We start from the raw sequence: 19,330 nt of genomic DNA, 5'->3' as shown, positions 1-19,330 counted from the left end.
GTCAGCAGTAGCTAACTCACGGATAAAAAAATATCGGTAAAATTTATTTTCTGTCGAACCATACGACAAAATCACCCGCAGGCTTTTCGCCCTTCTGTTTGCGCTCCAGCGGTGTGATTACGGCAACCTTGAGCTCAGGGCGCAAAGCTTCCAGCTTTTGCGCTGTTCCCAGATGAGCATCGGAATGGAAGCAGCCGTTGATATGCAAAATCTGCATATTCTGATGTGCGTCGGCAAACGCAGCAATACTCTCGGCCATCTTGTCATCCTTCAGGCATTGCGCCGCATACACGGCAGCCAGGCGCTGCGGCGGCATTTTCATCGGAGCTGCCGGGGAGCTCATCTGCGCATAGAATTTATCCTTATACGCGCCCTCGGGAGCATAGGTATGCTTGGGCAGCCATTGCTGATACTGCGCCTCCACGCCCTCCGTCGAAGCGTTGTTTTTCGCTACGTGCGCTGCTAAAAAGCGCGGTACGTTAGCGGCAATAACGGGCATTTTCTTTTCTTTGGCAAAATTTACCAGCGGAGCATAATCCGTGCGGTAGTTAGGCCAGGGGCGGGCGGTGGCCAGGAAATCCTCCTCGCTCAAAGCGCCTGCCAGAAATTTATTCAGCTTATCCTGATTATCTGCCTCAAACATTTCCATGGATAAGGCCAGTTTCGCGCCTTTTGCCTTATACATTGCCTCCAAAAGCTCTAATTCATATTGGTGTATTTCACTTTGGTCATGATATTCACCAAAGAAAACTACATCATACTTTTGCAGCTTGCTTGCCAGCTGCGCTGCTGTTAAATTTTTACCGCTCTGTGCATCGCTGAACTGCGCCGCACCTGCGGCACCTGCGCCCAGGCACAGCATTGCCATGCTAAGAGCGATTGTTTTCATGAATTTATTCATCTTAATCATGCTCCTCTACACTATACGGAAAGCACACGGGGTACTGCGTCCCGTTGGCCTCGACACGCATGATCACAGCCTTCACATCGTAAAGCTCTTCAATAACAGATTGCGTAAACACCTCGTCCGTAGGCCCGTCTGCCATGATGGTGCCCTTTTTCAGCGCAATCAGTCGCTCACTGTAGCGCGCCGCATGGTTCAAGTCATGCAGCACCATGATAACCGTCAGGCCCATTTCTTTGTGCAGGCGCACAACCAGCTCCATCAGCTCCAGCTGATGATGCACGTCAAGATAGGTCGTAGGCTCATCGAGCAGCAGAATCTTAGGCTTCTGCGCCAACGCCATGGCCAGCCACGCGCGTTGACGTTCACCCCCGCTCAGTGTATGCACCAGGCGCGTACGCAGCGGTCCCAGCTCAGTAAACTCCAGTGCTTCTTCAATCGCCAGGCGGTCCTCCTGATTGAGGCCGTCGAAGAACTTGCGGTACGGCATGCGTCCGTAGCACACCAGCTCCTCCACCGTCGTTCCGCCGGGAGCGTTCGCGCTTTGCGCCATCACTGCCAGCGTGCGTGCAACCTCTTCCGTGGACATTTTGTTGATGTCCTTGCTGTCGAGATAAACCGCACCGCTCGCAGGCTCCAGCAAACGACATAACGCCTTCAGCAGCGTTGATTTGCCGCTGCCGTTCGGCCCGATAATCGTCACAATCTCCGGCTTGGCTATATCCAGCGTCAGGTCCCTGATTATCGTGTGCTCGCCGTAGCGCAAAGTAATCTTTTGTGTATGTAATGTCGGGATATTCATAGCTTAACGCATCCTCCGTTTCAGCAGATACAAGAAGAACGGACCGCCAATGAAGGACATGAAGATGCCCACGGGGATTTCCAGCGGACTGAAAAGCGTTCTTGCCGCCGTATCAGCCAGTGTTACCACCGCACCGCCGGCAATCGCCGCACAGGGCAGCAGGTATTCGTGGTCGCTGCCGATTAACAGGCGCATGATGTGCGGCACGATGAGGCCCACAAAGCCCAGCATGCCTGCCACACTTACGGAAACCGCCGCCAGCAGCGCGGAAAGAAAAATTAAAATCGTGCGCATACGCATGACGCGTACGCCCAAGCTCTTGGCCAGCTCATCACCTAACTGCAACGCATTTAGGGAACGCGCACACAAAATCGTGCCGATAATACCAATCGCGCTATAAGGCAAAAGCATTTCCACATGCCCCCAGCTGCGCCCCTGAAAGCCGCCAGCCATCCACATCACGGTTCCCTGGATTCTGTCGCTGTAAAACACGTTCAGCGCCGCCATACCGCCGCCGAAAAAGGTGGCAACCGCCACGCCTGCCAGAATCATGCGCAAGGGGTTGATGCCCTTTTCCCAAGCCAGGAAGAAAACAATACCTGTTGAAAGCACTGCACCAGCAAAGGCTGCTACAGGCACCATAGCAGATTGTTCCGGGAAAAGCAGCATTATCACCATCGCAAAAAGACCTGCGCCCGCGCTCACGCCAATGATACCGGGGTCTGCCAGCGGATTGTGCAGCACACCCTGCAGGTTACAGCCTGCCAGCGCCAGATTGGCACCCACCAGCACAGTCACAATCGTGCGGGGCAGGCGGATAAGGTTCACAATGCGGTCTGTATCAGCATCGGCCTCGCCCAGCAGCGCCGCCCATGTTTCGCCCACGGAAAGGCTCACCGTACCGCTGCCGATGCTCACTAAAACGCCTGCAACGAGCAGGATGCACAAGCCGAAGAACACTGCTATGCGCAATTTTTCCTTTGTCTTTGCATCATTACTCATTATTTACCTTCTCCATACATATATTCTTTCATAATCTTCATCGCGTCGATGGTATGCGTTCCGGGGTTAACAGTAAACAGGCTCGGCGGCAGCTGGTACACGCGGTTATTCTTCACGGCGTTTACGTCATGCCAGATGGCGTTGTCACGCATATTGGCGCGCAGCTTTTCTAAAATTTCCTTGCTGCCACCCATGGTAATGAGCATTACCACATCAGGATTTTCCTTGGCTACGAATTCCATGCTCAGCGGAATGTAGCTGCTGTCCTTCACGTTTTCGGCCTCGTCCGCAATGTTTACAGCACCCAAACGCTCTGCCAGGTCACCACCGAAGCTCTTTTGGGTGGACATGTTGAAGCTGTCCGGTGAGCCGAAGATGATCAGCACCTTCGGTCCCTTGCCCTTCTGCACGTCCTGTGTCAGCGCGGCATATTCCTTTTCTATCTGCGCGCGCTTGGCGGCAGCTTCCTTTTCTCTGCCGGCAAAGCGGCCGAAGTCGTCTATGCTTTTCAGCACGTCCTCATAAGAGTTTATCATGTTCAGGTAAAGCGGTACGCCGGCCATTTCCAAGGGCTTGCGCAGCATTACGTGGAAGGGTACGTTGGTACCTACGACCATATCAGGCTTCAGGCTCATGATTTTTTCCAGATTCGGCGCGTGGATCATGCCTACTTCGGGGATGTCCTTAATGCTTTCCTTGACGTCATCGGGATATGAAGTGCTGGTAGGTCTGCCGACGGCCTTGCCACCGATGGAGGTGAAGATTTCCAAGTTAGAAGCGTTGAGGAAAACGATACGCTTCGGCTTAGCAGGGATGTGCACCGTTGCGCCGGTGCTGTCGGTTACAGTTACGGCAGCGTTGGCTGCCAGCTTGTGTTGGCCTCTTGCCAGAAGGAAATAGCCTGCCAGGGCTATGATTACAACAAATACGAGTAAGATATATTTTTTCATACGCAACTCCCTTTTACGTTATTAGCTAGTGCTATCTATTAAATTAAATTAGCCCAGTCTAACTTTACTATGACATTATCTTACAATGAGATGAATTTGTCAAGTTAAAATTAGCGTAGGCTAATTGGTTGGATTAGTTTGCGACATGAAATTCTAGAGAAAGTTCCATTTTCAGCACTTCTTTTTCCTGCATGTCACTATGTAAGCGCAGCTCCTTTACCTTGCAGCCATCGCGTTCCACTTGTCGCAGCCAACGCAGCAATGAATAAAACTCACCAACAGCACTAACATTTAATGTCTGCATTTGTAAGCCATTCTGCAAGATAACAGGCTTCCCTTCTATCTGAAGCTTGCTCAGCTGAATCCCCTGAGCCTGCGCCTGCTTTTGCAGTCGCTGGAGCCCGATGTTCAAGCTAAGCTGCTGCTCTACCTTCTGCTCTAAATCATTCTGCTTATCCTGCAGTTTTCTTTTATACGTTTTATAATCACTATGCTCATTAGCAAAGCGCAGCTGCCGCGTCAGCTTTGCCTGTAGCTTATCTGCCTTTGCTACCGCCAGTTGGCGTTCAGTCCACAGAGACCATGCATTAGCTAGCAAGCCAATGGCGATTAAAATTGCTACGCAGGCTAATACATTAACCGTCTTTTCTCCCAGCTTCATTTCTTCCCCTCCTTCAGCTCCAGCTTGAGCTTATAAGCAATAGCATTTCCCTGTTGCTGTGATTGCAGCAGCTCCACTCTGCTATAAAAGCCACATTTTTGCAGCTGCTCAACCATGCTTTCCAAAGCTAATGCATCAACTGCCCTTCCCTGCAACAATAAATGCTTCTTCGTACCGCCATATTCCAAAGCAGTAAGCCAGCAACCAGGCAGCATCTGGCGGCAGATACGCTCCACCTCACCATTAGCCTCTTTAGATGCCTTAGGCGCTGCAGCCAACAGCTTTTCCAAGTGCTGACAACTGCGTTCCATAGCTTCGCTTTCCTGAATACGTTGCTCCCACACTTCATACTGCTTAAGCTTCTGTTCTACCTTCTGCAAATTATGCTGCGCCAAATAGCAGCCTCCCAAGGCACTGCCATATGCTAATAGCGCTAAAGCAAATACAGCACAACTAACCTTAGGCAACCAGCGGCCAAAAGTGGCCGCTGCACTCTGCAAGCTTTTTTGCTGTTGCCTGTATACCGGCGGTAACGACTTACCGGCAAACCAAGCTGTCGCTGCTGCGTCAAGCGTTACCTTTCCCAACCAAATGCCCTGCAGCTTCAGTAACAAACTGCTACACAGCTGCTCAAGCTCAGCTCGATACGTATCTGGCAAAGCCGTATATGTCACCTGATATTGCTGTTCATCCGCTTCACCGACAGCATTCGCTTCAAAGCTATAACTATAGCTTGTTTCCGCCCAGGAAACGCTCTGCTGCAGCTCCCACATTAAGGCAACCTGCAGGTCACGCCGCTGCATTGAGGGCAACAGCAGTTGCTCAGAATATAGAGCTTCTGCCGCTGGCAACAGAAGCACCGCAGCCTCCTCCTCTACCTCATGCTGTAACAGTAATTCGCGTAACGCATCTGTAAGACTATGCATGTCTGCAAGGTAAGCCTCATCCAGCATCTCCTGCCAGCTAAGCACTTCGCTTTCAAAATATGCGATTTCCCCTGTCTGCAGCGACAGCAGCAAAAGCGGCTGCCTACGACGCCAACGGCGACGACAAGCACATAATAGCGGCTCAAACAGCTCCTCAAGATTCATACTTTTTCCAAGCTTCATCATAAAATAACCCTCCAATACCATGTAACAATTTCGATTCCCCAAAAATATGCAACAACAGCCCCTGCGCACAAAAACGGTCCAAAAGGAATTGCCTGTTTTAGTCCGCCTCGTCTATGCAACAATAATAACGCACCCACGATGCCACCGCTGACAAAAGCCAGTAGCAGACATAACAGCCCCTGCTCCAGACCAAGCCAGATTCCCAGCGCCGGTGCCAACTTAACATCTCCCTCTCCCATACCGCCGCGACTGACAAAATACAAAAGCAGCATAATTACTAGCATTCCTCCTGCACCATAAAGAGCTTCTAGCAGCTGGTGCTCAAAAAAGGCACGCACTACGCCTACTGCCGCCAAAAGCAATGTTACCTTATCATAAAGCAGCATAGATTTCATATCCGTATAGGTGTGATAAAGCAAACAAAGAATAAAAATAATAGACAGCATACTTACCTCCTTAAAATCGTTTCCCCCCTCAAAACACAAATAGGACTCCCATATTGCAATTTGTACTACAATACAGGAGTCCTAAAACTCTTTACTACATATTTACTTTTTCTGCTCCCAGATAAAGCCAATGCACTTGACTACAGAGCTGAAAGTCTTGCTTACTGATTACCAGTTCAGGTCCTCAACCTCTTGACGGCCTTTGCCGGTCAGAGCGTCCATCATGACGCGTTGCTCGATTTGAGCAGCCAGCTTCTTGGTGAACTTAACAGTATCCGGGTTAACGGACATGCTGTCGATACCGCTCTTAATGAGGAACTCGCAGAACTCAGGATATACGCTCGGAGCCTGACCGCAGATAGAAACGGTCTTGCCATCCTTATGAGCAACCTCGATCAGGTGACGGATTGCGCGACGTACAGCCAGGTTACGTTCGTCATAGATATGGGAAACGGTGTCGTTATCACGGTCGCAACCCAGAACCAGCATGGTCAGGTCGTTGGAACCGATGGAATAGCCATCAACAAATTTGTTGAACTGGTCAGCCAGGATGATGTTGGACGGAATCTCAGCCATCAGCCAAACCTTGAAGTCCTTACCACGGGACAGACCGCAGTCAGCCATGATCTTGGTAACCTTTTCGCATTCCTCTACGTTGCGGCAGAACGGAATCATAACATTCAGGTTCTTCAGGCCGAACTCTTCACGAACTTTGCGAACAGCCATGCATTCCAGTTTGAATGCTTCGATATATTTAGGATCATAGTAACGGGAAGCACCGCGCCAGCCCAGCAGAGCGGAAGGCTCGTTCGGCTCGAATTCGTCGCCGCCCTTCAGGTCGCGGTATTCGCTGGACTTGAAGTCGGAGAAGCGCAGGGTTACCGGTCTCGGAGCCATAGCCTGGCAAACTTGGCGGATGCCTTCAGCCAGTTGGTCTACAACCTTTTCCGGTTGACCGATTTTGATCAGATACAGCGGATGCTCATGGATATAGGTAGTCCAGATGAACTCTTCACGCATCAGGCCGATGCCGTCGCAAGGCAGAGCAGCATATTTTTCAGCCAGCTCAGGATCGCCCAGGTTCATATAAATCTTAGTGCCGGTCGGCGGGAAGTATTCAGCAGCAGCAACTACTTGTTGTGCCGGCTGTTCAGCCTTCGGCTCTTCGATAATGCCTTCGTATACAACACCATGAGTAGCATCAATGGTTACGTCAATGCCATCAGGAATAGTGGTGGTAGCAGCTTCGCCACGGCTCTTGGTACCTACGATACAGGGAATGCCCAGCTCGCGGGATACGATAGAAGCATGGCAGGTCATTCCGCCGCTATCGGTTACGATTGCTTTCGCTTTCTTCATAGCCGGTACCCAGTCAGGAGCGGTCATTTCGGTTACGAGAATTTCGCCTTCCTTGAACTCGTCGATATGGGACGGATCCAAAATTACATGTACACGGCCTGCTACATTACCAGGGCTGGCAGGCAAGCCTTTAACGATAACTTTGCGATCAGTAGTCACTTTCTTCTCCTCTTTCGGTGCACCATTTTCTTTGTTACGACGGCTCCATACGGTTTCAGGACGGGCTTGCAGGATGTAAACCTTGTTATCGCGCTCGTCAACGCCCCATTCCATATCCATGTAGCAGCCATAGTGTGCTTCAATTTTCTTAGCGCATTCAGCCAATTGTTTGATTTGCTCATCAGTCAGCTTCTGCTCGTTTTGCTCATCCAGCGGTACAACAACCTCTTCGCAGTCGCCGTCAGCCTTACGGATCAGCTTAATGTCCTGCGCATTAACGTTCTTTTCAACAATCTCGCAGGTAGCTTTATTTACAGTATAGTTATCCGGAGTTACGGTGCCTTGAACAACATATTCGCCCAGGCCCCATGCGCCTTCGATGAGGATGTTCTTGTCGTCGCCGGTAGCAACGTTAACAGTGAACATAACACCAGCAGCCTTGGAGAATACCATCATCTGTACTGCAGCGCTCAGTGCTACATCCAGATGGTCAAAGCCTTGTTTTTCACGGTAGTAAACCGCACGGTCGGTAAAGCAGGAAGCATAGCATTCCTTAACCTTAGCAACGATGGTTTCAGCACCCTTTACGTTCAGGTAGGTGTCCTGTTGGCCTGCAAAGCTTGCATCCGGCAAATCCTCTGCGGTAGCGCTGCTGCGAACAGCAACGAACGGATCAGCCTGGCCAACCTTTTCGCCCAGCTCTTTGTAAGCTTCAGCAATCAGGTCCTGCAGATCCTGCGGCATTTCTTCGTCCATAATTGCCTGGCGGACCTTAGCGCAAACCTCGCGCAGTTGAGCGCTGTTGTCTACGTCCAGACCGGCAATTAAAGCTTTAATCTTTTCATACAGACCGGTCTTTTCAAAGAAGTATCTGTAAGCGCAGGCAGTAGTTGCGAAGCCATACGGTACAGGTACGTCAACATGAGAAGTCAGCTCGCCCAAGGAAGAAGACTTACCACCGGCGATTGCTACGTCTTTTCTCTCCAGCTGGTCAAACCACAGCAGGAATGCTTTTTCTTTCTCCATAATAATTTGCTCCTTTTAAAATACTATACTTTTTTCTGGGGAAATCCTTAATATAGTGTATACTATATCACATTTAAAGAGCATATTCAAGCGATTTCTGCAGTTTTTTTTAGATTTTTTGTAGAAAATTCCCCGGCATGCTATAATACAGATAAAAGTGAGGTGCGTGCCATGAATTTTATCGATAGCTTCTGCAGTAACATAAAAAAGGTAACTGCCCTTATAGCTTCAATGCTCCTTTTAACGCTCGTTATTTTAATTTTTACGCATACATCATTAGGCTATTTTCTTGTGCTGCTGCCCATAACACTGCTGATTATTTATCTTTTACATAAAATGAAAGAGCTGGATGAACAAGAAAGCTTCTTCCACAGCGTAGTTTTAGCCGTTCTGGCTTTTATTTTAGTTCTCTGTGGACTGCCGAAGGAGGGAGTATTGCTTGCCGCCGTTGTCTATGCCTCAAAGCTTTTGTACAAATACAATAGGATGCTGCATCCGCAGAAGGAAGAACAGCAGTACAATAACGTAAATAATATAGACGCAGACAGCGTCGATGCTTACGTTCCCCTGATCACCTATGACGACACCTGCCCCGATGATGACGAGGACTATGGCCCTGAAGGCAGCGTTATCTGGGGACCGCGTACTGTCGAAGAAAACATTTATATCAACGGCAAATGGTACATCAACGAAAACAGCGAGGAATGGGAAGAAAACGAAGGCTGCTGAGCAATTAAACAAATTACGCAGACGCTCATATGCATGGGCGTCTTTTTTATTGTGTGTGAAGAAAATCACAGCATAATACTTTTTTCACTAAGCATAACAGCACTTCCGTCAATCCGCCTGAAGCTGCTCGCCAGCATCACGTAAGAGGAAATACATCATCATATACGCGCCAAACTCTGCCAGCTCCTCTGCCACCTGCCCATGAAAGCCCGCATACTTACCTTTTTCGGCAAGCCAGGCTGCAAAAACAAACAGCAAGAGTACAACAAATGATTTCACAGGAAATTTTATGCTGCACAGCATGCGCCAGACGCGAGCCTTGTAAAGCAGAACCAACAAGACTACAAGCAAAACGCCTACCAACGGATGCACCAGCTTGCCATATAACCCCATCTGGCTATATTGAACAGATGAGCCGTCAGGATTGGTAAAAAGCACCCGTCCCCAGCTGATTTCGCGCATAAAGAGCAAGAAAAAGTATATCATTCCGGCATTCCATAAGGAAACACTATCTCCGCCCCAGTTGCGGAATTTAGCCTTGCGGTTTTTATAGCAATACGTAAAACCGCCCAGCAGCCATAAAAGCTGCAGATTTTCAATAATGCCGTTTTCATCTCCTGCCCATACAGGCAGAACCATTTCCACCAATATCATTAACACAAAATACAGCAAGCCGATTTCAAAGTGCGAAAAACGCCTTAGCATAATTTTTCCTCCTTTGCTGACCGGCTATTGATTATCATAATCACCAAATCACCCTTAACATCTGCGCATTCTTTTGCTGTACAGCCTTGCAGCTAACGGAAAGCACACTAGGCCAACCGCAAAAAGCAATGCTGCGTTAGTATTCAGGCGATAATAGTAGCCATAAATATATAAGCTGCGGGCAGCCTCCGACACGTAGGTATAAGGCGAAAAATACGCCAGAAACCTTACCCACGATGGCATAGGCTCCAACGGCCAGGTAAAGCCGGACAAAATAAACGCAGGCACAGTATAGCTTACCGAAATACGGGTAAAGAGCAATTCATCCTTGCAAACTCCGGCCAAAACACCAGCCAGCTGTATTAAGCAGAAGATAAAGCTGCCGCCGATAAGCAAATGCTGCTTTAGGCCGGCGGCCACCGGCAAAACAAAGAACGTACTGCCGATATTTAAAAACAGTGCATAGGCTGCCATGCCCAAAACCCAGTAGATGCAGCTTTTCAGCAGCCAGCGCTGCCACGGCTTCAGCTCCCATTCTGCATGCAAGGGCTTGTTGCCCTGCCACAAAACAGCTGCTGCCACCGCCAAAAGTATACCCTGCTGCATAGCTATCAGCGCCAGACCGAAAACGAAAAAGCGCAGATAATCCAGCTGCGGATTACCTAAAATACGATAATTGAACTTAACAGGCTCCAGCCTTAACTCCGCCAGATACGGCACCTGACTCACATCGCGGGCAATCAGCTTACGCCCCATCTCCTGATTAAAGGACTGAACGATATCAAAGGCCGCAATATTGCTGTTGCTGCTGACAATGATATTGCTGGCATCAACAACCAGCATAACGTTACTTTGGGTTTCGGTTTGAATCTTTTTGCCAAAATCCTTGGGAATAACCAAAGCCGCACAATGGCGTCCCTGCGTGTGGAACCAGTTTTCTACATCCTCCAGCTTGTCGCCCCAGGCCACAGCCTCAAAGGCATCACTGTCCGCAAACTTCTGCGTCAAATTTCTGCTGATAGCAGTGTTATCCTGGTCTACAATCAGCATAGGAATATGATTGACGATGCCGAACAGATACAGCCACGAAAACAGCAGCAGATATGCCGAAGCCGCAAAAATAAGCAAAATACCGCGCCTGATATCATGAAGGAAAATATTGGCTATTTCATATTTAACAATCGCAAAGATTTTTTTCATACCTCAACCTCCTGCCATGCACGATGGCGCAAAAGCAGATAAGCGGCGATAAAGCAGACCAGGCCTGCTCCCGCCAGGATGCCAATATTTTTTACAAGCAAATCCGACCAGCCCAGCAAGGATAAATCTCTCATCGGCATCGCCAGATAGGTTATAGGAAAGATGACACGGATATAAGCCGGCAAGGTGCTTAACCATTCATTAGGCCAACTTAAACCGCTGTACAGCATACCGGGCATAATAAACAGCAAGGATTCCTGAATCATCAGGATAGGATTAGGAAAGGCTAAAGAAAGCATCATGCCCAAACTGGCAAAGAAGAAGATAAAGGCTGCCTCCAGCGCCAAAAACTCGTACCATGCGCCGCGCAGCGGAACTGCAAAAAGCTCCTGCGCCAGCAAAATACTCAGGCTGAAAGCCAAGCCGGATATTACTTCAATCGCCAGCAGCTTGCCTAAAAGCAAGGCGCTTTTAAACCGCCAGTCCTTGCGCCTGTTTTTAAAGAAAATATCAGCAGCATAAAGGAACAGCGAAATCTGTACGCCGTTACAAATCAACCCCAACAGCATAAAATTACAATAGCCATGAGTAGGGTTATTTAAAATACGCACGCCATACGTAGCAGGATAAGCGGTTCGCAAAGCTCTGTCCGGATAATAGGTCATGCGTTCCAAAATTCTCTGGCTGCCTGATACCAGCAGGTTTAAATTGATTTCTTCCGAAGCAACAAGCGACGCACTGCCGTAAACCATATTCGAGGCCTCAATATAAATACCGATTTCGGCAGGCTTTGCTGTTTTGATATTCTTATCCAGATCAGGCTCTATATACAGTCCCACCTTGGCCTCGCCGTTTTCTATCGCCCGGAGCAGCTCCTCCTGTGTGCCTACATGCTTCACCACAGTAAAACGGTCGGATGTATCATAATTGGACACAACCTGTCGTGATATTTTGCTTTGCTGCAAATCGCAAACCACCATAGGAATGTCGTTCAGGACGTTCGCGCTATAGGCAGCACCCAAAAGAATTGTATATATAAGAGGAAGACATACAAGGAGCAGCAGCGCTGTTTTATTAAGGCATCCTTCAGCCTTAAATTCAGCAACGAAAGCTGCCCTCAGCTCCCTACACCATTCTCTCAGCATTCTTCTCACCCCTGCAGAAGTTTAAAGCGCATGCCGGGACGCACACGCGCATCATTAGTCTGAACCTTGATATTAAAGGTGATAATATCGTCATCGTTGCCTCTTTCACTGGTAGCGCGATATGTTGCAAAATTAGGCTTTTTAGAGATATCAACAATTTTTCCCTGCAGCTTCAACTCGGGATTGCGCCCCTGCAGCATAACGCTGCTGTTAAGAGTATATTTTTCCAAATCAGTTTCCTTGACTTTAAAATTCACCCAATTATCGCTCGGGCTTTGAATAGCAACAATCGGCATACCGCTGGAAATCATCGTGCCTACATCCGAATACTTTGTTGTAACAACACCGTCAAAGGGAGCCACCAGAATAGTTTCACCCAAATTAATGCTTGATTGCTTCAAGGCCTTCTCGCTGGCCTCCACGCTGGCATTCGCCTGCTCGTAAACAGCAGCCAGAACCTCCTGCTTGCTGTTGTACGCTTCGTAAACGGACTTGGAAACAGCACCGCTTTGATAAAGCTGCGCATAACGGGCAAAATCACGCTGCGCCTGCTTATAATTAGCCAGCGCCTGCAGCCTGCTTGCTTTGGCAGCCTCCACCTTAGCCTTGGCTGCATCAGTAAGAGCGTCCTGCTCTCTGGCATCAATCTGCGCAATTTTATCGCCCTTTTTAACCTGGCTGCCTTCATGTACATACAGCTCAACCAAACGGCCGGGAACCTTCGTATTCACATCCACCTCGGTTGCATCTGCCTGTCCCCAGACAGCATTCGGATCACGTAATTCATTTTTGCCACAGCCTGCATTAAGCAGCAGCGCTGCCAGTGCAAGGCATATAATAAGTAAATTTTGCCATTTTTTCATGTCTAAAACCTCCCGAAACCATTGGTACTATAACATTATTTTCGGTACCAATATGCAAAAATAAAAATGCAACGCCACGCTGCATTTCTATTCTTTTATTTTAATAGCATACCTTTAAACAAAATATCCAAAAGCTCCTGCATCGCCTTTTTATAGGTTAAGCCGTTGCTCTCCAAAAAGCTGTACGAGGTAAAGCTGTCAAAAGCATCCTTCAGTATCTGCCCTACCAAATTTACGTTAACAGGCCTGAGCACGCCATCCTGAATACCCTGCTCAACTAAAAGCTGCAAATGCTTTTGCCTTTCAGCTCTGGAAGCTTCAACCTTTTCCCACTGCTTGGGAAACAGACGGCGCAAATCCTCATAAATATTCTTATTGAACATTTCGGCAGCATAAGGATGCAGTGTAAGCAGCTTCTCCAGCTTACTAATTACAGGCGCATCACCGGCATAAATCTCCTGCTCCTCCTGCGCCATATCTGCCAAAATAATATCAACCATTTCATCAATCAAATTTTCTTTAGAGGAAAAGTTTTCATAAAGCGAGCGCTTGCTCACCTTGAGCCTTGTCGCCAAATCCTGCATGGTGAAACGCAGACCGCGCAGATTGACTTCCTCCATTGCCGCATTGATAATAATATTTTTCATGATACTTTTGGTACTCCTATATTTTTCTTAGTACCTTATTTATATCACTTTCTTCTGTGCTTGTCAATATTTAGAACACGGCGCACGCTCCGCCACCATTTTCTAAAGACACTTTGTAAACAGGAAAACAACTGCATTCTTTTTTTGCGCACAAAAAAGCGGTCCTACCAAAGTAAGACCGCTAATTAACAATTGGTGGAGACGAGGAGAATCGAACTTAATTTTTGAACTCTTCTATAAGGCATTCGTGCTTTTTACTTTTCCTATCGTAGTTTATACCGATAAACAGGATGTTATCAGTATATTCTTTGATAGTTTCCTGATACTGCTTCTTTTTAATCTGGTCAATTGCAGTTTGGGCATCTTTGTTCCATTTCAGTTCGACTACTAATGCCGGATGGTTTTTCCTGTATTCCGGCTTAGGAATATAGACAATATCAGCGAATCCTTTGCCTGCAGGAAGTTCTCTTTTAGGCTTGAAATAAAAATTCATCGTTGCCAGAAAAGCTTTGTCTAAGACGTAGCTCAAAGAATTTTCGTCGTTGTACTGAAGTATCGAAACGGATGTATCATGAACAGCTTCAATAATCTTGGCAACTTCATTATTGTCTTTTTTATTAACCGCAGCAAGCAGTCTTTCGGATTCTTTGAGGAAGTCTAAAATCTCTGTCCATTTTACGGACTGTACAGCCTTCTGAAATTCTGTCCTGATTTCTTCATTAGGAATTTCGGCGCTTTCTTCTTCAGGATTATATGCAAGATAACCGAGATGGATGAGCAGCGCAAGTACATCATTCTTGTCATCAAAAGAATCCATATCATTCTGGAAAAAATAGGGATTAACCTTTACGCTTCCACCTGCAAGCAGCTCAATAACATCCTTGCGTAATCCGTCAAAGTCAATACTGATAAGATCTTTAACAGATTCGTAAGTCCCGCTCTGAAGCCAGTAGCTTTGAAAGTTTCCCTGCAGGATCAAATTAGTTACAGCAAAAGGATTATAGATGTGCAGGCCACTCAGCCTGTAGCCGTCGTACCAGCGCCGTATATTGCCAAAATCTTTGTTGTAAGTTTTGCAAAGTACTGCTACTTCTTCTTCCGTAAAGCCAAAATAGGGAGCAATCGGGCCGGGGTTTATCATAGTGTATTCCATGAAGTTATTCAATGTCGACTGCGTTTTATACTTCTTTATAGGCAGGATGCCTGTGATATAAGCAAGCGCAATAAAACGTCTTGCCCCTGCTCCTTTGAACAGACTGCGAAGAAACGCGATATATTTTTCATGGGTTTCTTTTTGCTTGGGTGCGGCACGGAACATAGCATCCCATTCATCTATTATGATGACAAATCTGTTTTCGGTAGCCTGATTGATATAGTTCAGTGCTTCGGAAACCGTCTTGGTATCTGACGGTATTGTCTTAGGATAAGCCAGGTTCAGCTCCTCCAAAACGCTCTGGGTTATGTATTCTATAGTATTTTCAATGCTTTCTGCGTTGTCAATGCATTCCTGAACATCGAAGTAGATTACATCGTATTTGTTCAGGTGCGTTTTAAAGCTTTGGCAGTCTGTAATAGCAAGTCCTGCAAAAAGCTCTTCAGATTTGCTCTCCTTACTGTAATAGGCCAGGAGCATATCAGCAGCCATTGATTTGCCGAAACGGCGCGGACGACTGCTGCAAATGAATTTCTGGGGCGTATTGATGAACTGGTTGGTAAAATCAATAAGCTTGGTCTTATCGACATATATTCTGGCATTCACTGCTTCTTTAAAAGCAGTATTTCCAGGGTTCAAAAAGATTCCCATGTGTTTCTCCTTCCTTCTTACATACTCTATTACATTATAACATTTTTGGTGTTTCAAGGGAATAAAAAAAGCGGTCCTACCAAAGTAAGACCGCTAATTAACGATTGGTGGAGACGAGGAGAATCGAACTCCTGACCCCCTGCTTGCAAGGCAGGTGCTCTCCCAGCTGAGCTACGCCCCCAAAAGGCTTCGCGCGCATTTGCGTCAGAAACAAGTAAAATTTTACAGTAAAGCGACGCTTTTGTCAAGCATTTTTTATTTGGTAATCAGCTCAACCAGCTTCAAAGTCATCAGGCAGGATTTTTCCACTGCAGCCATCGGCATAAACTCGCAGTTGGAGTGGAAGTTGAGCGCGCCGGTGAAATAGTTCGGCGTCGGAATGCCCTTGGTGGAAATAAAGGAACCGTCGGTGCCGCCGCGCATAGCGATATCCTTCGGCTCGATATCCAGTTCCTTCATAGCCTCGAAAATGTACTCAACGCATTTTCTGTTGTCATCGTTTAGCGCATCGGCAATGTTGCCGTATACGTCGGTGATGTTCAGCTCAATGCCGGCCTTCGGATTCTTGGCCTGTACATATTCCACAGCATGACGGATGAACTCCTTGCGTGCTTCATACATCTTTTTGTTATGGTCGCGGATTTTGATATCCAAAGTTGCTTCCGCAGCGTTGGAATGGATAGCCTGCACCCAGATAAAGCCTTCGGTGCCCTCGGTGTGCTCCGGAGTCTGCATTCTGTCGAAGCAGTTGATGATATCTACGGCAACCAGGGCAGGGTTAACCAGAGTGTTCTTAGCGGACATCGGATGTGCGGTTACACCCTTGATTTTGATGTGTGCGCTGCCTGCGTTAAAGGTTTGGTATACAACCTCGCCCAGCTCGCAGCAGTCAATGGTATATGCAAATTCAACCGGGAACTTGCTGAAATCCATCTTCTTGGAACCGCAAAGACCAACCTCTTCATCCGGAACAAAGGCTACATAAATTTCGCCGTGCGGACGGTTTTCTTTGATGATGGTTTCCAGTGCTACCATCAGGTTGGCAACGGCAGCCTTGTTGTCTGCGCCTAGTACGGAAGTGCCGTCGGTGGTAATCAGGTCGCTGCCGATATATTTGTTCAGCTCGGGATGCTCGCTTACCTTGATGTAGATTTGCTTTTCAGCGTTCAGCAGTACATCGCCGCCCTGATAGTTTTTCACAATCTGCGGATGTACCTCGGGAGAAAGGTTTACGTCAACGGTATCCATATGCGCAACCCAGCCTACATTCGGCACGGGAGCGTGGCCTGCAGGCAGGTTAGCCGGCAGACGGCCGGTCAGCACGCAGAATTCACTGATTTCCAGGTCTACCAGACCAAGCTCAGCCAAATCCTCCTTCAGCAGCTTAGCCATATCCCATTGGCCGGGAGTACTGGGGACAACAGCACAGCCCTCCTTACTTTGGGATGGTACGGCAGCGTAACGTAAAAAGCGTTCAGTCAAACGTTCTTGCAAAGACATTTTCAAAGACCTTCTTTCATAAATACATATAACACCCTTCCGTCTGCTCGCTATGCTCGCAGCCACCTCCCCTTTGAGGGGAGGCAAGGTGAATTAATCGTAGGACAAGATAAGGGCTTGCACATAGCGTTTCACCCCTCTCCGCCTCGCTTGTACCCTTCGGGTACTACGCTCGGCACCTCTCCCCAAGGAGAGGCTATCTTCATTATATCATCTCTGAAATAATATTACAGCAAAAATAAAGCAGATGAACCCTATCATCTTACCTAACCAAGACGAGCGAGAAGGCTTGCAGATGCTCCCTCTCCTCTCCCACACAAGACGAGCGAGAAGGCTTGCAGATACTCCCTCTCCTCTTCCACAAAGACGAAGGAGAAGGGTTGCAGATGCGAAGATAATTTTTGAAGGCGTACTAGAGGTACGTCAAAAAAATTATCTGAAGCAGATGCGCCCTTATCGTTCGTCGCTATATAGGAAACTTCCCACAGCAGATGCGCCCTTATCACTCGTCTTAAAACACTACATTCTACGCGGGTACACATAATCCGCTTGCAATCCCAAAGGTATATCCATAAACCAGAAAGCATACAGCATAATAGTAAGAGTAACCAGCAGCGTAATAGTGTACGGCAGCATCAGGGAGCTCAGCGTACCGATACCGGCGCTCTTCACATACTTCTGGCAGTAGAGGATAATCAGCGGATAGAACGCAAACATCGGAGTTACAACGTTAACCGCAGAGTCACTAACGCGGAAGGCAACCTGAGTCAGCTCCGGCGCAATGCCTACAGCCATCAGCATCGGCACGAAGATAGGTGCCAGAATCGCCCACTTAGCGGAAGCAGAGGTAATAATAAGATTCAGCATCGCAACGAAGATGATGATGCCGAAAATAGTTACCTGCGGCGGCAGTGCCAGAGATTTCAGGAACTCAGCGCCCGCAATCGCAATCAGCGCGCCCATGTTGGAAGCACCGAAGGCATAGAGGAACTGCGCAGCGAAGAAATAGAATACAATCAGCTGCACCAGAGTTTTGGTGATATCCTCCATCGCAGTGGTAACATCCTTCGGGGATTTGAATTTTTCTACCATTACGCCGTAGGTCAGGCCGACAGCACCGGTGAACACAAACAGCAGGGAAACGATGGACTGCATAATCGGTGCCTTGAAGCTTGCCAGCATACCCTTATCATCGCGGAAGATGGAATCAGCCGGCAGCAGCAGGTAAACGAGCAGCGCAACCATCACAATCAAAAGGCCGGTAGCAGCGTAGAAGGCACGGTTTTCTTTGGGAGTTACGGCGGTGTTGCCGTCCTCGCCTACCTCGATATCATCATCGAGCGGGCAGTTTTTCCACAGCCACGGCTCAACAATCTTTTCTGTTACCCACCAGCAGCTGGGGATTACGAGGAAGGTCGCACCGAAGGCGTAAAAATAGTTGCACAGTACGTTAACCTGATAGGACGGGTCTATAATCTGCGCAGCGCTCTGGGTGAAGCCCTGAATAACCGGGTCAATCGCGGACGGAGTATAGTTGGCAGCGAAGGCGCCCGCAATACCTGCGAAGGATGCGCCGATACCTGCCAGCGGATGCTTGCCGCTCGCATAATACATGTAGGCCGCAACCGGGATGATGATTACATAGCCGGTATCGGGACCGAGATGGCTCAGCATACCGACGAGAATAATAATCGGGGTAATCAAAAACTTAGGCGTAACAGCCAGAATTTTTTTCAGCGCAGTATTAATGTAGCCGGAGCCGTCAGCAATACCGATACCCAGGGTAGCAACGATTACCATGCCCAGCGGAGGAAAGCCGGAATAGTTGGTAACCATCTTGCTTAACAGTGCGACAAGGTTTTTGCCGCTCAACATATTGTTGACCACGATTTCCTTACCGGTAGTGGGATGCACATAACCAAAGTGCATCGTCGAAAGAATTGCTGACATAATGCAGCAGATGATAAACGCACCGATGAACAAAATCGTGATATCGGGGATTTTGTTGCCGACGCGTTCAATCAAACCGAGAATTCCGCCGGTCTGATTTTTTGCTTGCGTTGTTTGCATAGGGGACAATCACTCCTTCAAAAAATTAAAAATAACGTCCCCATTATAACATTTTTTTAATATTTATGCAAAAGCATTCTGCGAACGACAACCATTTGCCAAACTGTTTCTTCAAAAAGTGCTTGCGTCAAAAAGTCAAATGTATACAGTATTAATATTTTACTATATACAATCTCGGCAAAATCTGTGCTATAATAAACCTGTCTCTTATACACATCTGACGCTGCCGACGAGCGATCTAGTGTA

Annotated in this window: 18 protein-coding genes and 1 tRNA gene; 1 reads left to right on the top strand and 18 read right to left on the bottom strand. The window is 47.8% G+C overall.

Going from position 1 to position 19,330, the window contains the following annotated elements; translation table 11 throughout:
• Nucleotides 1-43 precede the first annotated feature (43 nt).
• From Q0612_RS04990 to ppsA, 8 genes are all read right to left on the bottom strand, one after another.
• Nucleotides 44-901 (bottom strand): ChaN family lipoprotein, encoded by an 858-nt coding sequence (locus Q0612_RS04990; RefSeq protein WP_298881541.1) that lies wholly within the window; start codon nt 899-901, stop codon nt 44-46.
• Between the two features lies 1 nt (nt 902).
• Nucleotides 903-1,706, bottom strand: a complete 804-nt coding sequence (locus tag Q0612_RS04985) for an ABC transporter ATP-binding protein (protein WP_298881536.1) — start codon at nt 1,704-1,706, stop codon at nt 903-905.
• Between the two features lie 3 nt (nt 1,707-1,709).
• Nucleotides 1,710-2,708 (bottom strand): iron ABC transporter permease, encoded by a 999-nt coding sequence (locus Q0612_RS04980; protein ID WP_298881533.1) that lies wholly within the window; start codon nt 2,706-2,708, stop codon nt 1,710-1,712.
• Nucleotides 2,708-3,658 carry an ABC transporter substrate-binding protein gene (locus Q0612_RS04975; protein WP_298881530.1) on the bottom strand — a complete coding sequence of 317 codons (951 nt, stop codon included), beginning with the start codon at nt 3,656-3,658 and terminating at the stop codon, nt 2,708-2,710. The genes Q0612_RS04980 and Q0612_RS04975 overlap by 1 nt, the downstream gene beginning before the upstream one ends.
• Before the next feature lie 133 nt (nt 3,659-3,791).
• Entirely contained in the window at nt 3,792-4,319 is a 528-nt protein-coding gene (locus Q0612_RS04970) for a hypothetical protein (RefSeq protein WP_298881528.1), read from the bottom strand.
• Nucleotides 4,316-5,431: a PilN domain-containing protein gene (locus Q0612_RS04965; protein WP_298881525.1), complete on the bottom strand. Its 1,116-nt coding sequence runs from the start codon at nt 5,429-5,431 to the stop codon at nt 4,316-4,318. Before Q0612_RS04965 ends, Q0612_RS04970 begins: the two co-directional genes overlap by 4 nt.
• Nucleotides 5,428-5,877 carry an A24 family peptidase gene (locus Q0612_RS04960; protein ID WP_298881522.1) on the bottom strand — a complete coding sequence of 150 codons (450 nt, stop codon included), beginning with the start codon at nt 5,875-5,877 and terminating at the stop codon, nt 5,428-5,430. Before Q0612_RS04960 ends, Q0612_RS04965 begins: the two co-directional genes overlap by 4 nt.
• 168 nt (nt 5,878-6,045) lie before the next feature.
• On the bottom strand, nt 6,046-8,421 hold the full coding sequence (gene ppsA, locus Q0612_RS04955) for a phosphoenolpyruvate synthase (protein ID WP_298881519.1): 2,376 nt from the start codon (nt 8,419-8,421) through the stop codon (nt 6,046-6,048).
• A 171-nt stretch (nt 8,422-8,592) separates the two neighbouring features.
• Here ppsA and Q0612_RS04950 point away from each other — a divergent pair, with 171 nt between their 5' ends.
• Nucleotides 8,593-9,150, top strand: a complete 558-nt coding sequence (locus Q0612_RS04950) for a hypothetical protein (RefSeq protein WP_298881517.1) — start codon at nt 8,593-8,595, stop codon at nt 9,148-9,150.
• A 108-nt stretch (nt 9,151-9,258) separates the two neighbouring features.
• On the opposite strand, the gene Q0612_RS04945 is transcribed toward Q0612_RS04950, so the two are convergent.
• The 10 genes from Q0612_RS04945 to Q0612_RS04900 form a co-directional block, all read right to left on the bottom strand.
• Nucleotides 9,259-9,855 carry a hypothetical protein gene (locus Q0612_RS04945; protein WP_298881514.1) on the bottom strand — a complete coding sequence of 199 codons (597 nt, stop codon included), beginning with the start codon at nt 9,853-9,855 and terminating at the stop codon, nt 9,259-9,261.
• 54 nt (nt 9,856-9,909) lie between these two features.
• On the bottom strand, nt 9,910-11,055 hold the full coding sequence (locus tag Q0612_RS04940; protein ID WP_298881511.1) for an ABC transporter permease: 1,146 nt from the start codon (nt 11,053-11,055) through the stop codon (nt 9,910-9,912).
• Nucleotides 11,052-12,200 carry an ABC transporter permease gene (locus Q0612_RS04935; RefSeq protein ID WP_298881508.1) on the bottom strand — a complete coding sequence of 383 codons (1,149 nt, stop codon included), beginning with the start codon at nt 12,198-12,200 and terminating at the stop codon, nt 11,052-11,054. The genes Q0612_RS04940 and Q0612_RS04935 overlap by 4 nt, the downstream gene beginning before the upstream one ends.
• Before the next feature lie 5 nt (nt 12,201-12,205).
• Nucleotides 12,206-13,063, bottom strand: a complete 858-nt coding sequence (locus Q0612_RS04930; RefSeq protein WP_298881505.1) for an efflux RND transporter periplasmic adaptor subunit — start codon at nt 13,061-13,063, stop codon at nt 12,206-12,208.
• A gap of 95 nt (nt 13,064-13,158) precedes the next feature.
• A complete protein-coding gene (locus tag Q0612_RS04925; protein ID WP_293822380.1) occupies nt 13,159-13,710 on the bottom strand; it encodes a TetR/AcrR family transcriptional regulator in 552 nt (183 codons plus the stop codon).
• Nucleotides 13,711-13,927: 217 nt separating this feature from the next.
• Nucleotides 13,928-15,514, bottom strand: coding sequence for an AAA family ATPase (locus Q0612_RS04920; protein ID WP_298881495.1), 1,587 nt, complete (start codon nt 15,512-15,514; stop codon nt 13,928-13,930).
• 105 nt (nt 15,515-15,619) lie between these two features.
• A tRNA-Ala gene (locus tag Q0612_RS04915) sits at nt 15,620-15,695 on the bottom strand.
• Between the two features lie 74 nt (nt 15,696-15,769).
• Nucleotides 15,770-17,014, bottom strand: coding sequence for a peptidase T (pepT, locus tag Q0612_RS04910; RefSeq protein ID WP_298881492.1), 1,245 nt, complete (start codon nt 17,012-17,014; stop codon nt 15,770-15,772).
• A 519-nt stretch (nt 17,015-17,533) separates the two neighbouring features.
• Nucleotides 17,534-19,084 carry an AbgT family transporter gene (locus Q0612_RS04905; RefSeq protein WP_298881489.1) on the bottom strand — a complete coding sequence of 517 codons (1,551 nt, stop codon included), beginning with the start codon at nt 19,082-19,084 and terminating at the stop codon, nt 17,534-17,536.
• 56 nt (nt 19,085-19,140) lie between these two features.
• Nucleotides 19,141-19,330 (bottom strand): hypothetical protein (locus tag Q0612_RS04900; RefSeq protein ID WP_298881486.1); only part of this gene is annotated, 190 nt, incomplete at its 5' end.

It is taken from the genome of uncultured Phascolarctobacterium sp. (assembly GCF_937920985.1).
In the GTDB taxonomy this organism is placed as follows: Bacteria; Bacillota; Negativicutes; order Acidaminococcales; family Acidaminococcaceae; genus Phascolarctobacterium_A.
The sequence above is the reverse complement of the archived record's forward strand: the minus strand, read 5'-3'. Positions and strand labels throughout refer to the sequence as shown.